This is a genomic window from Xenorhabdus beddingii (genome assembly GCF_002127545.1).
Lineage (GTDB): Bacteria > Pseudomonadota > Gammaproteobacteria > Enterobacterales > Enterobacteriaceae > Xenorhabdus > Xenorhabdus beddingii.
Genome location: NZ_MUBK01000013.1, coordinates 22436 through 37489, shown reverse-complemented (window position 1 = coordinate 37489; position 15054 = coordinate 22436). Strand labels below are relative to the sequence as shown.

The window sequence follows — 15054 nt, the reverse complement described above, 5'->3', positions numbered from 1 at the left end:
ATATAGATTGTATAATTTTTAAATTACAGTTCGCGTTTTTCTTCTGGCGTTATGCTGCCAAAATCATTAATCGTTTTCCAAGTGACCCGATTGATGTTTTTGATAGGCACGTCCCAGCTCACTTGATCAAAAGGTGGGATCATCCCTGCGGATTCAATTTGATAATTTTTCACGCCATTACCGACAGCTAGCTCAGAAAAAGAGATGTAGTAAGGTGTTGGATTTTCTACAATAAATTTGTTCCCCTCGGTTTTGAATTTCAGTGCCTGATAAGCAAGGTTGACATTGCCTGCTAAGTTGGCAGGGCGATAGAATAACTTAAACCGAGATTTTACCGTGATTTGCAATTGGTTTTGTTCTGATTTGGTTGTCGCAGGAATAGATTTGATATTGAGCCAGAACAAAGATTCTCTGTCATCGGGTAAATTATTTCCGGTTTTAACAATTCGTAAAATATTCTCATTCCCGGCCGTTAACTTGAAAAGCGGGGGAGTGATAATAAACGGAACTTTAGTCTCATCATGTTCATTTTCATTCTGAACCCATGATTGGATAAGATAAGAAATATCGGTTTCCGGATTATTAATGGAAATCGAGGCTTCTTTTTTGTCACTAGTATAAACAACTCGAGTACCTCCAATGACAACACCCGCAAGAGAAGCATTAGTGCTGAAAATGTAGATAAACATAAGAAAAAAAATTCGAAGGTATTTCAAAGTGGTTGCTCCAAACAATATTATTTTTATATTTTTTAATGAATGAATATAGCCGATGACTATATTCATTCATTTTTTAACATTAAGATTGGTTTTATCTTTTTTCGGCTTCCTTGCCATATATTCCTTTAGTTATAGGTAATGGTGAAGTTAGCGACTGCGTCACCCGCACCTGGAGACACTTGCGAAGCTGTTGCGATATATTTGGCAACGAATTTCAGTTCATTAATTTTTTGAGCTGTCAATGCTTGTTCGCGTGAGCTTTGAGTGATAGGAATAATGTCATTGCTGTTATCTTCATACAGCGCGATGGCAACACCTTTGGCCGAATTTTCAGCACCACTCAATGCTAAATAGTCTCTATTTCCCTTATCCGTTTGACCATCAAATTTGACCTGCGCTGTTTTGTACTCTTTTGGGCAATCGGTTAATTTGATACTAAAGCGGGTAGGGGAAGAAGTGCTGCCAGCATTAGTGAATGTACTGGAGCTAATCGTTCCCATATTTACGGTTTGATCAGTTGAGTTTGAATCAATCTTACACGCAGTTGCAGTAATTTTTCCCGTAAATTTGATTTGCCCGTCGGCAGCATGGGCGGCAGACATAAGTACAGATGAAACAAATAGAGATGAAATAATTAACTTGGTTTTCATGTTTTAATACATCCCACCTCTGCCGAATTCATATATACGACAGAGAGATAGATTATTGAGTTAACGTTAAAGCCGTACCTTAATAAAAATACAGCAAATGGATTACTTAGTTTAGTTAGAACTACACCTAAGAGATAACAAAAAAACAGTAGTTCACATTTCCTTATCAGCAGATAAGGCGAAGAATATAGTAGCGAACAATTATAAAAGGTCAAAATAATAACTCGACTAAGGTCATTATTCGGAGTTTTTGTCCCGTTTAGTTGAGGTTAATAGAATTGTTATCGCAAAACATAGTATTTCTCCAGCGAGAATGAACTTTTATTCTATTTTATAAATTTAATTATTAGTTAGTGATGCTCTGTAAAAATAAATGTAATAAAAAATAAAGAAAATGGTTCATTTTTCCTTGTTACTTAATTTAATTAAATATTGTATTTTTGTGAACGACATTTAATTATCTGAGATTTACCCTGAAGATTTAAGACAAATCGAGCTGAATTTCCTAACTTATCCTAAATTAAAATAATAACATTCAGTAAAAATTACTTTGCTCTATAGTAATCTCTAGTGGCTTATTTTTAGGCTATTCCCATAAGCATAACAAATGCGTAACACATAAAACAGAATAAATATTTATGAATGAGGCCTGTTTGATCTCTATTTTTCTCATTTAGTTACAACATACACTTTAAATAAAAACAAAATACTTATGCAACCAATTAACAAAAAAACGTAACACCTTGCTATATATAAAAACAGCTAAAAAGCCTAATGCAGCATCGGAAAAATGCCCCTGCGGAATAGATGAAAATTAATATAAATACTGTGGTAAAAAAGGGGAGGTTTAACTTCTCCCCTTATAATAAAGTTTGTAATCGAAATGGGTTATATTAACTTATAATCAATGGCATGGATTTTTTGTTATTTTGTTAATGCGTTAATAACCATGTGGCGGGGATCATTGTCAAAAACAACACTATAATAGCCAGCTTTTCCATGACGTTGAGTGGATGACTTCCCTTATTTTGCCTGCGTGCATACAAAAAAACCAATAATCCAGGGGTGTATAGCACAACTGAAAGTAGTAGATTTATTAAGCCAGAAGCATAAAGCAACCATAATCCATAAGTACAAGCACCAATGGCAATAGACAATAACGCACGGCTGCTACGTTTAAAGGAGACTTTTACTAAAAATGCACCCACTAAAAAGTAGGGGACAAGGATCATCTCTGATGCAATTGAAAGCAATGTGTTGTAATTACTGCCACTTAGCCAAATTAAAATCAAAGAAACCTGAACCGCACCATTAGTAATCCAAAGTGAGGATTCTGGTGCTTTCTTATCGTTCTGTTTATTAAATACCTTGGGAAATGAGCCGTGCAAGGAAGCAATAAATGGCACTTCTGCTGCCATGATTGTCCAGCTCAGATAAGCACCGCAGACAGAAATGATTAAACCGGCAATAATCACAATTTCACCCGCAGAACCCATTAACCCTACCATGAGGTTTGCCATCGAAGGGTTACGGATAGCCGCTAATTCAGGTCTTGTGACTAATCCCAGCGAAAGTAAGGTAACCAGTACGTAAACACCCAGTGCTGAAATAACAGCAAGTACGGTGGCAATGCCAATATCTTTACGCTTTCTGGCACGGGCTGAAACAACAACTGCACCTTCAACGCCAATAAAAACCCATAAAGTAATTAGCATCGTGTCTTTAACTTGCTGCCAGACAGGAACACCCATTTCAACACCAGTGAAATCAAAAGAGAACACATCCATTTTGAACGCAATGACAGCCAGGATGATAAACATGCCCAATGGCAATAGTTTTGCCATTGTAGCTAATTGGTTGATTCCCGCAGCAGTTTGTACTCCACGAAGTACCAGCCCGTGAACAAACCAAAGTAAGATGGATTCACCTATCAGTGATTGCCATGTGTTTCCATCACCGAAAATCACTGAATGTTCGCTATCGGTAAAAAAACTTAACGCAGCAAAGACGATGACCAAATACGAAACATTAGCAATAATGGCACAGAACCAATACCCCCACGCAGAACAGAACCCAACTAACTCACCAAATCCTTCCCTTGCATACGTAAAAATACCACTGTCCAAATCAGGACGAAGACGCGAAAGCAAAAGCAAGGAAGTGGCCAAAAAGAGAATACCTATGCCAGTTATTCCCCAACCAATCATTAATGCAGCAGGACTACCCACTTGTGCCATGTTTTGCGGCAAGCTGAATACGCCTGCTCCAACCATGGAGCTGAGTACCAGTGCTGTCAAAGACGTGAGGCCTAATTTCTTTTCCAAAGATACGTTCCTAAAAATAATATAATCGACACGATTAGCCAGAACACTTGTTCTGAATATCGAACACATATTGGACATTTATTGCATCCATGCTATGGATTGCAGGGAAGATTCAGTAGATAAATCTAAAAAACAAGGCGATTCTACGGAGTGAAAGGATTGTATGCAATGGGTGACTATGCAAAAAAATATAAATTTTATGCATAAAATAATGTAAAGGAGTAAGAAAATAGGCGTCAGAAAATGCGACAGAACCAATTATTTCAATTTCCTAAATCAATTCGAGGAATTTTTGAATTTTTGCGGCCAGCACCCTATGTCCCGCATCGTTAGGATGCAAGCCATCCGGTGCCGAGCAGCAAGAGGCAGTGAAATAGAACTCATTACCCTCAGTTGTATAAACAGGAAGATTACTTTTATGATACAGATCCAGACAGGGAAGAGAATAATGGTCAGCGTATCTCTTAATCATATTGGCTAACTGCTCTAGCGTGTAGCCAACAGCATTCGGCACAGCATTACTCCCCCAGTTGTCTTCTCTCGGTAACGGAGTGAATACCGCAATACGTTTCTGATAGAATTTCTTAATCAATCCGAGTAAACAGGTGTTAATGCAACCGGAAATGGTCGACGTCCCCATATCCAAAAATTTACCTAAAACCTTAGTGTTCTTGACTTGTCCCCAGTCATTCGTACCGAAGAACACGGTTAGAAAATCAGGTGATTGTATAATTGTATTTGCAACGTCATAACGGTCGTAATACCCTGTTGCACTAATACCGTAATTGTAAACAGTCATCCCCCCAACACTCTCTGATACATAATCTTGATAATTTTTTTTCGTCCTGAAATTATGTTCAGTGATACTATCTCCTATCACAACCCATTTTTGTGATTTCAGAGGGGAAGAAAGTTTTTCAATTGATTTCCTTACATCAGAATCAATAATAGGAATTCTTTCAATATGACGTACACTGTCAACCTTAACAAACACCGTTGAGGAAATGTCGAAGAGGTCACTAGGAATAACGACATTCATAAAGGCGAACGCTGCAGTACTGTCGTCAGCCACTGTAAAAAACCTTGTATTCCCTGTTCCAGTTAGCGTTACTAGCCCTAACACTTTACCGGTTAATTGGTCATTTTCTTTCAATGTGATAGCAAAACAATGACCTCTGAAATCTTGACAGTTTATTTCATATGTTTGCCCAGGAACTACAGGAAAATAGGTAATAACAGTATCGGGAGCTGTTAGAATTTGGCCAATAGTATTTCCTACAGTATTAACATAAAACCCCGACTTGTTATTTATACTGTCATAAAGTTTTACACCAACCCCTTGTTCTAACGCAACGATTCTCGTAAGATCACTCATTTCTGTTACGCTCCTGTTTTTCTATTGTTTTTACATGCTACGGGCAATAAGCGTTAGCAGGTCAACAGCTCACAGGAATTCAGCGCAAACTCCTTCCTACGCACTTAGTAGCGAGAGTATCAGACCCCCCTACGTTATAAAAGGGTTGTTGTTAAATTAATGCAGACTGGCCGGCATTAATTGCACTGCCGGTTTCTTAGGCCGCCAACAGATAAAAGGCACAAATAAAATATTGTGCCTTTTTCATGAATGGATAAATAACGTTTTGATTACTTGAATAAATCTGCACTGATCGTAACGTTACCACCATTAGACTGCCACTCTCTGGTGACATGGTAGTACTTCGCTCCTTTCTCGGCTGCACGTTTAGCAACCTGATAAGAAACTTCAGGAGCCGTCGTGTAATAGCCAGAGAAAGTGATGGAATCAAAAGGCACCATCTGTGCTGCGGATGCCTTATTCAGTTCCTGAATTTTTGTGCCATTAGGCAAGGTGACCGTGTAACGACCGCCTTTTGATGTCTGGGTTTCAAAAAAGCGACCCACCACACTGCTTGTTGAAGTTGAAGAAGCAACGCCCGGGATCTCTACTTTCTTGGCTTGATCGCCGCCTTGCGCCAGAGCCTGACGAGCGGCGTCAGAATCAGCCGGAATGACGGCATCATTAGATTGAACTTTGCGTTTTGGTGCGTCTTCTTTATAGACATAGGCGGTGACGATTTGGTTTCCACCATTATTGGGGGTAATGTCACGAACAACAAAGAAGTATGCGGCATTTTTCTTTTTAGCTTCTTTGGCGATGGCTTCTTTCATGTCAGGATCAGTCGGGAAATAGCCATTCACCGTAACAGTATCAAAAGGTTCCAAAGAAATAGCTTCAGTTTTAGGTAATTCTTTGATACCACGATAGATGCGATAATTAGGTGTTTTAACTACTTTTTCTGCATCCTTATGATATAAGTCGGCCACAACACGCAAATTACCACGTCCATTGAGATCGTCGAGACTTTGGATGTAAAAACTTTCAGCGCCTTTTTTATCTGCCTGACGAGAAACTGCATCAGCAGCTTCATAAATTGCATTAAAACGACCTGTAACTGCGATTCGCTCAAAAGGTTTGAGCTCTGCGGCTTGTTCTGGAGTCAACTCTTTAGCCGCATGTGCAGCAGTCATCGTAGATAATGAGAGCACCGCAGTCGCGATGATCGTTGTTTTCAGCTTCATAAAAAATCCTTTCGCCTTGCGCATTAAAATATTTATAACGTGCTGAACATTGTTATGTATCACATAGATCGCAATTATTACATGTAATAATGCTCATTGTCGCAAGAATTTATACTTTCTAAATAAACTATCATCAGTTTTTAGTCTATGACACTGGTAATTTTAATAAATAGAGTGAGTTATATGAGATAAGTTATCATTTCGCTCGAAAAGCCATTTTGTTTTTCTGACATTCTTATGATAAATCATTGACATTATTTTCATTGCGTTACTATTTTATATTCTATTGATAGGTTTTGCTGATGGCAGAAATAAAATCAATCTAATCGTTAAATAGGCTTCAATAAGGTAATAATCGGCAATATTTCATTCTTAAAGAAGGAAACATTATGCATATTGGTGTACCAAAAGAGCGACTTTCGAATGAAGCCCGCGTTGCTGCCACACCCTCAACGGTAGAGCAATTACGCAAGTTGGGATTCAACGTCACAGTTGAGGCAGGAGCAGGGCGGCTTGCTAGTTTTGATGATATTGCTTATCAAAAAGCGGGGGCTGATATTGCAGAACATCATCAAGTTTGGCAATCAGATATCATTTTGAAAGTGAATGCCCCCACAGATAGTGAAATTACCTTGATGAAAGAAGGTACTACGTTGGTCAGTTTTATCTGGCCAGCACAAAATCCGGAATTAATGGCAAAGTTGTCAGAACGTAAAGTTACCGTTATGGCCATGGATTCTGTTCCCCGGATTTCCCGAGCACAATCGTTGGATGCCCTTAGCTCAATGGCGAATATTGCCGGTTATCGTGCCATTATTGAAGCCGCCCATGAATTTGGTCGTTTTTTCACAGGGCAAATTACAGCAGCAGGTAAAGTTCCACCAGCTAAAGTCATGATTATTGGGGCGGGTGTTGCAGGATTGTCTGCAATTGGTACAGCAGGTAGCCTCGGTGCGATTGTCCGTGCTTTTGATACACGCCCGGAAGTTAAGGAACAGGTACAAAGCATGGGGGCTGAATTTTTGGAATTGAATTTCAAAGAAGAAGCCGGCGGAAGCGATGGTTATGCGAAAGTCATGTCAGAAACCTTTATCAAGGCAGAAATGGAATTATTTTCTGCACAGGCAAAAGAAGTTGATATTATCGTCACCACCGCCTTAATTCCGGGAAAACCTGCACCGCGTCTGATTACTAAAGAAATGGTTGATTCCATGAAACCTGGCAGCGTTATTGTCGATTTGGCTGCCCAGAATGGGGGTAACTGTGAATACACCAAGGCCGATGAGCTTGTCATAACATCTAATGGGGTGAAAATTATAGGCTATACTGATTTGCCCAGCCGACTGCCTACTCAATCATCACAACTCTATGGAACAAACCTGGTCAATTTGTTGAAGCTATTATGTAAAAAGAAATCGTGTAAAGAGAAAAATGGAGAAATCATCATTGATTTTGATGATGTCGTTGTTCGAGGTATCACTGTCATTAAAGAGGGTGAAATCACCTGGCCCGCTCCTCCCATCCAAGTTTCAGCCCAACCCACCACAGCCAAACCAGCATCAGTCAAAAAAGAGGAAAAACCAGCAGAAAAACCTAACTCTCCGTGGCTGAAATATGGGGCATTCGCGCTGGCGATAATCCTGTATGGCTGCTTGGCACATGTTGCCCCAAAAGAATTTTTATCTCATTTTACCGTGTTTGCGCTGTCTTGCATTGTAGGTTACTACGTTGTCTGGAACGTCAGCCACTCATTACATACACCACTCATGTCGGTCACCAATGCGATTTCAGGGATCATTGTCGTTGGAGCCGTATTGCAAATGGGTGAAGGGGGATGGGTGAGTTTCCTCTCATTCATCGCAGTGTTAATCGCCAGCATTAATATCTTCGGTGGCTTCACTGTCACTCAACGTATGCTGAAAATGTTTCGTAAAGGATAAGGGGTAACTTATGTCGAACGGAGTAGTTACAGCGGCATATATTGTTGCTGCCATTTTATTCATTTTCAGTCTTGCGGGGCTTTCTCGCCATGAAAGCGCCAAACGGGGCAACATTCTTGGCATCGTGGGTATGGCCATTGCGTTGATCGCCACTATCTTGGGACCGGATGCCGGCAAAATCGGCTGGATTATCCTGGCCATGATCATTGGCGCCGTCATTGGCATTCGTCTCGCCAAAAAAGTGGAAATGACAGAAATGCCGGAATTAGTCGCTATCCTGCATAGTTTTGTTGGCTTGGCGGCGGTTTTGGTTGGGTTCAACAGCTTCATTACCCATGACATTTTTGCCACCCCCATTATGGAACACATTCATCTGACAGAAGTTTTCCTTGGGGTCTTTATTGGTGCGGTCACTTTTACCGGCTCAATTGTGGCATTTGGTAAATTACGTGGAAAGATCTCTTCCAAGCCATTGATGTTGCCACACCGACACAAACTTAATCTGGCCGCTTTGATCGTATCTTTGATCCTCATGTTCACTTTTATAAAAACAGACAGTGTTGGCTGGCAAGTTTTCACTTTATTGATGATGACAATCATCGCTCTTGCTTTTGGCTGGCATTTAGTCGCCTCCATTGGCGGAGCAGATATGCCCGTCGTTATTTCCATGCTGAACTCATATTCAGGTTGGGCTGCTGCTGCTGCGGGGTTCATGCTCAGTAATGATTTGCTGATTGTGACAGGAGCTTTAGTCGGTTCTTCGGGGGCTATCCTTTCTTATATTATGTGTAAGGCGATGAACCGTTCCTTTATCAGTGTCATCGCGGGCGGTTTCGGTACAGATGGCGTTTCATTTGGTGATGAACAGGAGATGGGGGAATATCGGGAAACAACGGCGGAAGACGTTGCTGAACTGCTGAAAAATTCCACTTCAGTGATCATCACGCCAGGCTACGGCATGGCCGTTGCTCAGGCACAGTATCCGGTTCACGACATCACAGCAAAATTACGTGAAAAGGGGATAAATGTTCGTTTTGGTATTCATCCTGTTGCCGGACGTTTGCCGGGTCACATGAACGTATTGCTTGCTGAAGCCAAGGTTCCTTACGATGTTGTTTTGGAACTGGATGAAATTAATGAAGACTTTTCTGACACAGATACCGTTTTAGTCATCGGGGCTAATGACACAGTAAATCCCGCAGCTCAGGAAGATCCTTCAAGTCCTATTGCGGGAATGCCGGTGTTGGAAGTTTGGAAAGCACAAAACGTTATCGTGTTTAAACGTTCGATGAACACAGGATATGCCGGGGTGCAAAATCCATTATTCTTTAAAGAAAATACCCAGATGTTGTTTGGTGATGCCAAAATGAGTGTCGAAGCCATTCTTCGCGCTTTATAGCTGCATAAATATAAGACGAGCTTATTTCCAAGAGCTTCATGTAACGTGAGGCTCTTTTTATCATTTCAATAATGAGGCTGGGCGATAAATCCCTCTTCCAGTCCATGAACTTCCATGCTTTCCGGCAAAGACTCCAACAGTTACCTGACGGGACACAACCTGACTCGTCAAATTCGGGCTATTAAATTTGATAGATGATGCATTTAAAATGCAAATTTTAATTCTAAGCCAGAACAGCCGAAAAATTTATCAATCCTGATTAATCTTCTTTTTTAATCGTTAATCCAAATAAAGAATTTTCGACAACGGGAACAACAGTAATATCGAATTTGTCTGGTTCTGGAAAATAATCAACATCCATCAATGCGATAAACCTTGACGTGAATAGATTAGCTTCTTCAATATCGTCTGAGTAAATCACCATTCCAAACTCATTTTCATCCAGTGTCGCGAACCGGCGATTACGTGTGTTAAACAAAACATAACCGACAACATTGGGATCTTTTTCAATAACCCCTAACATATCGAGTGTGTTCTGTAACTTTTTTATTTGCTTCTTTTTCATCATGTTTCTGCCATCGCTGATATATATTTAAGGGGCATAAAAGGAATTTATCACGAAACCAGTCCAGCATAAATAGTGTTCTTTTTATGCGTTCAAGTTTGTAGCCAAAAATGTGATCCTTGGCAGGGTAAGTGGCTTTACTTTCTTAATCTTACATATACTATTTACTGTAATTAAATAAATATAGTAATTTTCTGCCAGTTTCTGCACGAGTACGTGATTAATATCTCCGGAGAATAAATATGATCGTCCTTGAGTCTAAAAAAATATCAGAAACACAACTGATGCGTTGCGTACAGACACTGACACGCGCCTTTGATGGATACCCCTTAATGCATCATTTCCTCGCTGAAGAGGATCACCGGCAGAGAGTACAACGCTATCAGGAGACTTTCCTAAGAAAAGTAGGCATGACAGTAGGACACGTATGGGCTACCGATGATGGAACGGCCGTGTCAATATGGACGGCCCCCGACATTGAAAATTCAGAGGCAGTCTTTGCTCCTCTGTCCATCGAATTCGAAAAGATCGCGGGTACGAGAGCAAACGTAATGCAGGCATCTGAAGTAGTCATGGCGAAAGAACGCCCCAAATTTCCATGTTGGTTCTTGGGTGCGGTTGCCGTGGACCCAGATTTTCAGGGGAAGGGGCTGAGTCGTGCAGTGATTGAGCCAGGCATCGAGAGGGCAGAACGCGAGGGATTGCCAGTGTTCCTTGAGACTTCCGATGACAAAAACGTAAAGTTCTATGAACGTTTGGGATTCGAGGTGACAGCGGCATACCCACTCCCATTCGATGGTCCTGTAACGTATGCGATGATAAGGCAGGGAAGATCATAATAACCTCACCCAAAGAGTGCATCATCTCAATAGACAGGTAGGTTTACCTTGGCCTACCACTTCTTTCAAAATATCATCCTTTCCTGATTGAAATGTGTGTTTAGTACGGTATTGGTAGATCAGGTCAATTTTATTTTTTATAAACAACAAGTGGGTAGGAACAATAAAGTTTATTACTAGTGGATAAAACTTATAATTCCTTAAAGCAGATACCAGTGTCATATTGCAAACCCAAGCCGCTACACTTATCTGAATCCGCAATTAAACTATGGCTCACTTATTCACTATACAACAAATCATATTACTCAATGGCATATAAGGAACCACATTATGAAAAATGGAAGAAGACTTTTTCTGAAACAAGCGAGTGTTACTGGTGCCGTATTTTCATTATTACCTCTGATGCCAGCAGGAGCTTTCGCCTCTTCACAGAGTCAGTCAAAGAAAGAAGAGGGTATTGATATAGGCGTTTGCGAGATGACTCCGGAGGAAATGTCAGGTCCATATTTTATAAATAACAAATTGGTGAGAAGGAATATAACAGAGGATGAATCAGGAATCCCTCTTTTATTGACAATGAAAATAATTGATTCTGTAACCTGTAAACCTTTAGATGATATCCTTATTGATATATGGCATTGTAATGCAATGGGAAAATATTCAGGTTGGAAATACATGAATCCAGACCTCGAAGCGCCATCTGGTGATATAGGAACAATTTCCAGAACGGATGAAAGCACATTTCTTCGTGGGGTACAAAGAACAGACAAAGAAGGCATAGTCAGATTTACCACCATCTTCCCCGGATTCTATGCCGGAAGAGCGATACATATCCATCTATCAGCAAGGAATGCGAATGTACAAAAAAGACAGGAAGATAAATTCTATTTTGTAGGTCAACTCTATTTCCCTGAGGATATCTCTAAAGAAATAATGATTAATGATATGTATTCTCCAAGGGATATTAATAGACTAAAAAATGAAGACGATTCCATTTTTTCAGGGGTAAAAAATAGAGCTGCAATTTTGACCATAGAGAAAATAGGTGATAACACATTGGATGGGTTACATGGCAAGATAGTTTTATCTATTAATAAAAACAATGTGTCTGAGAAAATCACCCCTAAAGACTTGGCTAAATACACTGTATAAACAGCTTACTGTCACTTTGGTGTTGTGCTGTCAAATTTAAAGAGGAATTTTATGCATGACTAGAGAAACAATTCATCTCGCGATTTACGACACCATGGCTGATTGGGAGGTAGGCTATGTAGTCGCACATTTAAACTCACCAGAATTCCAGAAAATGCCTGCCAGGTTTGAGGTAAAAACCGTAGGCAGTTCACTAGCTCCGATTATCAGAGAACATAGTGATGAAAAGGCTTAGCACAATGTGGCGTTAACTTCACTCTAAATAGTCTGTTTCTTTACAGTTGCCGAACAGCTTACTGCACCTGTCGGACTGACGGCAACTCGAAGAAATTATACGCTCTAAACAGCTCGTAGCTTCTAACCCCGCATCCAACTGTTAGTTATAGCAAGCAGCCTTATAATCAAAAAATTACCCCCAAATGATACATTCAGAAAATTCACTAGGTACAAACCTTCAGATCCATGTTGAAAATATTATCGTTAATATTCAATATTTTAAATAAACCATCGACTTTAAAAAGCCTCTACTTATTAAAAGAAACATTTGAAAAAGTAAGATTAATCAAATAAAATGGTGTGAGTGATTAGCCGTAATTTTTACGGAGCTTAACCATTAAAACACGCTTAAATTGCGTAAAAAATAAACCATATGGAATTGGAGTAGAGAAATGGGAGTGCTGTTTCGTTCAAGCCTTATCTATGAATTATGTTTTTGGCGAACTGTAGACATTGACGTCGGGAGGCAATTTTGAGCCACGGTAATCAAAATAAAGATAAGCACGAAAATAGCGGTGATGAAAAATCACCACTTGTGCTGGCCCATCCGCAACAAGGGCAAGGTATGCTGATGTCATTATCAGCTCCGGGAACACAAATATATGAAAATCCCGCAATTGCCTATCTTGTCAGTCTCGGATCAAAACGTAGCCGCCAAACCATGAAATCCTTTTTGAATATCGTGGCAAAAATGTTGGGATATCAGAATGTACAGGACTGTAATTGGAGCGCACTTCGCCGTCATCATGTTCAGGCGATTATGGAAATGCTTTCAGATTCGGGTAAAGCACCAGCAACAATTAATACTTATCTTTCTGCTTTGAAAGGAGTCGCGTTGGAAGCATGGACAATGAAACAACTCGATACCGACAATTTCCAGCATATAAAACAGGTGCGTTCTGTCAGAGGAAACCGATTACCAAAAGGCAGGGCGCTCGAACGCTACGAACTAAAAGATCTCTTTTTTACCTGCGAAAACGATATGAGCACAAAAGGTTTGCGTGATGCCGCTATCATTGGTGTGCTTGTCGGTTGTGGACTTAGGCGATCAGAAATTGTTTCTTTAGATATAAAACATATTATCCGTCGAGAGCAAGCATTAAGAGTGATGGGAAAAGGTAATAAAGAACGTTTATCTTATATGCCAGAAGGAACATGGGAACGTTTAAACCGTTGGATAGATGAAGTACGCGGAGATCATTCCGGCCCACTTTTTACCCGCATTCGCCGCCATGATGATGTAACCGATAGCCGTTTGTCAGATCAAGCAATCTATCACATTCTTGAAACACGCAGAATAGAGAGCGGGCTGGAAAAATTTGCCCCCCATGATCTACGACGAACATTTGCATCAGCCATGCTGGATAATGGTGAAGATATCGTCACTGTAAAAGATGCGATGGGGCATTCTAGTATCACCACAACTCAGAAATATGATCGGCGTGGAGATGAACGCCTCAAGAACGCTGCCCGAAATCTGAATTTCTGACGGGATCCCGTGGTGATTGCCCGAAGCATATTTCGGGCAATCTATCCACTTATCTATCAACAAGCCTTTGTCACTTATCGAATACTTTTTGAACCTGCTACTCTTCATCTATCTTGATCGGACAAACAAATCCATCAGGTTTTATAGCTAACAGATCACATTTAAGTTGGTTGATAACCTGTTCTGCGGTATTACCAAGAAACGCAGCCGATAACCCAGTTCGGCCAAGAATACCTAAAACAACGACACCGGCATTTAATTCATCACACACTTCTGGAATGATCTTTTCAGGAATTCCCTCATGCACATGTGTATGTGGCTCATCAATATAAAATTTTTGCCGCAGCGCTTTCATCGCAATCAAATGTTGACCACGTAACGCTTGGTTATAAACACTGGGATCAAAATTGGGGAGTTCAGTTGCAATATTTAATGGTGCAACAGGATAAGCGCTAACAAGATGAATCAAAGGTTCTTTGACAATTCTATTGGCAAGGTCCTGGGTTTCCTGTACCAATTTCAAATTCAATTCACTATGGTAAGTTTCTTCATTGGACAAATTGACAGCAACAACAACAGAGCCATTTTCTGGCCATACTTGATCTTTTACCATCCAGACTGGGCAAGGGCACTTGCGCAGCAGATGTAAGTCAAGCGGGGTAAAAATCATGGATTCCAATCGGGAATGTTGATGTGCCATTTTCAACAATAAATCATGATTTCCAGTGATAACTTCTTGAATGATGGCTTCATAAGGACGATTATGCCAAACCACTTTAATCTCAATATCAATCCCTGATTCAAGATAATAGTGGGCTTGTTGCTTTATCCAAGCGACTCGTTGACCAATCACACCTTTTCGCATAGCGTTCCTTTCTTCCGGAGAAAGGAGCGTGGTCATTTCATATGAAAGGTCGTAAATAGGTAAAAATGCTTTAATGCGACCGCCATTGCGTTGCACGATATAGACTGCACGCCTTAATGCGGGTTGATCATCCTGATTGGGATCAATTGCAACTAAGAGGTTTTGGTAGTTTGCCATATTGAGTTCCTCGCAGAGTCTGGATGCCTCTTTAATACAGAAGATAAACCAAGATGGATAA

General features: G+C 40.3%; 13 protein-coding genes. 6 read left to right on the top strand and 7 right to left on the bottom strand.

Annotated elements, in window-relative coordinates:
* Positions 1–23: 23 nt before the first annotated feature.
* The 5 genes from Xbed_RS09340 to ydgH all read right to left on the bottom strand — a co-directional run bounded on the left by Xbed_RS09340 (position 24) and on the right by ydgH (position 6291).
* Complete coding sequence (locus tag Xbed_RS09340) at positions 24–689, bottom strand: fimbrial biogenesis chaperone (protein WP_422641349.1); 666 nt, start codon at positions 687–689, stop codon at positions 24–26.
* Between the two features lie 155 nt (positions 690–844).
* Positions 845–1369: a fimbrial protein gene (locus Xbed_RS09335; protein WP_086112663.1), complete on the bottom strand. Its 525-nt coding sequence runs from the start codon at positions 1367–1369 to the stop codon at positions 845–847.
* Positions 1370–2301: 932 nt separating this feature from the next.
* Complete coding sequence (locus Xbed_RS09330; RefSeq protein ID WP_086112715.1) at positions 2302–3693, bottom strand: basic amino acid/polyamine antiporter; 1392 nt, start codon at positions 3691–3693, stop codon at positions 2302–2304.
* Positions 3694–3964: 271 nt separating this feature from the next.
* On the bottom strand, positions 3965–5068 hold the full coding sequence (locus tag Xbed_RS09325; RefSeq protein ID WP_086112662.1) for an SGNH/GDSL hydrolase family protein: 1104 nt from the start codon (positions 5066–5068) through the stop codon (positions 3965–3967).
* A gap of 269 nt (positions 5069–5337) precedes the next feature.
* Positions 5338–6291 (bottom strand): DUF1471 family protein YdgH, encoded by a 954-nt coding sequence (gene ydgH / locus Xbed_RS09320; protein ID WP_086112661.1) that lies wholly within the window; start codon positions 6289–6291, stop codon positions 5338–5340.
* A gap of 389 nt (positions 6292–6680) precedes the next feature.
* Between ydgH and pntA the strand changes: the two genes are divergently transcribed.
* The gene (pntA, locus tag Xbed_RS09315) at positions 6681–8231 is read left to right on the top strand and encodes a Re/Si-specific NAD(P)(+) transhydrogenase subunit alpha (protein ID WP_086112660.1); all 1551 of its coding nucleotides are present in this window, start codon (positions 6681–6683) and stop codon (positions 8229–8231) included.
* A gap of 10 nt (positions 8232–8241) precedes the next feature.
* Complete coding sequence (pntB, locus tag Xbed_RS09310; protein ID WP_086112659.1) at positions 8242–9630, top strand: Re/Si-specific NAD(P)(+) transhydrogenase subunit beta; 1389 nt, start codon at positions 8242–8244, stop codon at positions 9628–9630.
* Positions 9631–9889: 259 nt separating this feature from the next.
* On the opposite strand, the gene Xbed_RS09305 is transcribed toward pntB, so the two are convergent.
* The gene (locus Xbed_RS09305; RefSeq protein WP_086112658.1) at positions 9890–10198 is read right to left on the bottom strand and encodes a hypothetical protein; all 309 of its coding nucleotides are present in this window, start codon (positions 10196–10198) and stop codon (positions 9890–9892) included.
* Positions 10199–10437: 239 nt separating this feature from the next.
* Here Xbed_RS09305 and Xbed_RS09300 point away from each other — a divergent pair, with 239 nt between their 5' ends.
* The 4 genes from Xbed_RS09300 to Xbed_RS09285 all read left to right on the top strand — a co-directional run bounded on the left by Xbed_RS09300 (position 10438) and on the right by Xbed_RS09285 (position 13951).
* Positions 10438–11034: a GNAT family N-acetyltransferase gene (locus tag Xbed_RS09300; protein ID WP_086112657.1), complete on the top strand. Its 597-nt coding sequence runs from the start codon at positions 10438–10440 to the stop codon at positions 11032–11034.
* Positions 11035–11364: 330 nt separating this feature from the next.
* Positions 11365–12186 (top strand): intradiol ring-cleavage dioxygenase, encoded by an 822-nt coding sequence (locus Xbed_RS09295; protein ID WP_086112656.1) that lies wholly within the window; start codon positions 11365–11367, stop codon positions 12184–12186.
* Between the two features lie 55 nt (positions 12187–12241).
* A complete protein-coding gene (locus Xbed_RS09290) occupies positions 12242–12421 on the top strand; it encodes a type 1 glutamine amidotransferase family protein (RefSeq protein WP_086112655.1) in 180 nt (59 codons plus the stop codon).
* A gap of 612 nt (positions 12422–13033) precedes the next feature.
* Entirely contained in the window at positions 13034–13951 is a 918-nt protein-coding gene (locus Xbed_RS09285; protein WP_422641348.1) for a tyrosine-type recombinase/integrase, read from the top strand.
* 97 nt (positions 13952–14048) lie between these two features.
* Here Xbed_RS09285 and uspE read toward each other — a convergent pair whose 3' ends face one another.
* Positions 14049–14993: a universal stress protein UspE gene (uspE, locus tag Xbed_RS09280; RefSeq protein WP_086112653.1), complete on the bottom strand. Its 945-nt coding sequence runs from the start codon at positions 14991–14993 to the stop codon at positions 14049–14051.
* Positions 14994–15054 lie beyond the last annotated feature (61 nt).

Bases quoted from the DNA above. Each gene is read 5' to 3' on its own strand.
- Xbed_RS09340 (WP_422641349.1), bottom strand. From the start codon at position 689: ATGTTTATCTACATTTTCAGCACTAATGCTTCTCTTGCGGGTGTTGTC.
- Xbed_RS09335 (WP_086112663.1), bottom strand. From the start codon at position 1,369: ATGAAAACCAAGTTAATTATTTCATCTCTATTTGTTTCATCTGTACTT.
- Xbed_RS09325 (WP_086112662.1), bottom strand. From the start codon at position 5,068: ATGAGTGATCTTACGAGAATCGTTGCGTTAGAACAAGGGGTTGGTGTA.
- ydgH (WP_086112661.1), bottom strand. From the start codon at position 6,291: ATGAAGCTGAAAACAACGATCATCGCGACTGCGGTGCTCTCATTATCT.
- pntA (WP_086112660.1), top strand. From the start codon at position 6,681: ATGCATATTGGTGTACCAAAAGAGCGACTTTCGAATGAAGCCCGCGTT.
- pntB (WP_086112659.1), top strand. From the start codon at position 8,242: ATGTCGAACGGAGTAGTTACAGCGGCATATATTGTTGCTGCCATTTTA.
- Xbed_RS09305 (WP_086112658.1), bottom strand. From the start codon at position 10,198: ATGATGAAAAAGAAGCAAATAAAAAAGTTACAGAACACACTCGATATG.
- Xbed_RS09300 (WP_086112657.1), top strand. From the start codon at position 10,438: ATGATCGTCCTTGAGTCTAAAAAAATATCAGAAACACAACTGATGCGT.
- Xbed_RS09295 (WP_086112656.1), top strand. From the start codon at position 11,365: ATGAAAAATGGAAGAAGACTTTTTCTGAAACAAGCGAGTGTTACTGGT.
- Xbed_RS09290 (WP_086112655.1), top strand. From the start codon at position 12,242: ATGACTAGAGAAACAATTCATCTCGCGATTTACGACACCATGGCTGAT.
- Xbed_RS09285 (WP_422641348.1), top strand. From the start codon at position 13,034: ATGTCATTATCAGCTCCGGGAACACAAATATATGAAAATCCCGCAATT.
- uspE (WP_086112653.1), bottom strand. From the start codon at position 14,993: ATGGCAAACTACCAAAACCTCTTAGTTGCAATTGATCCCAATCAGGAT.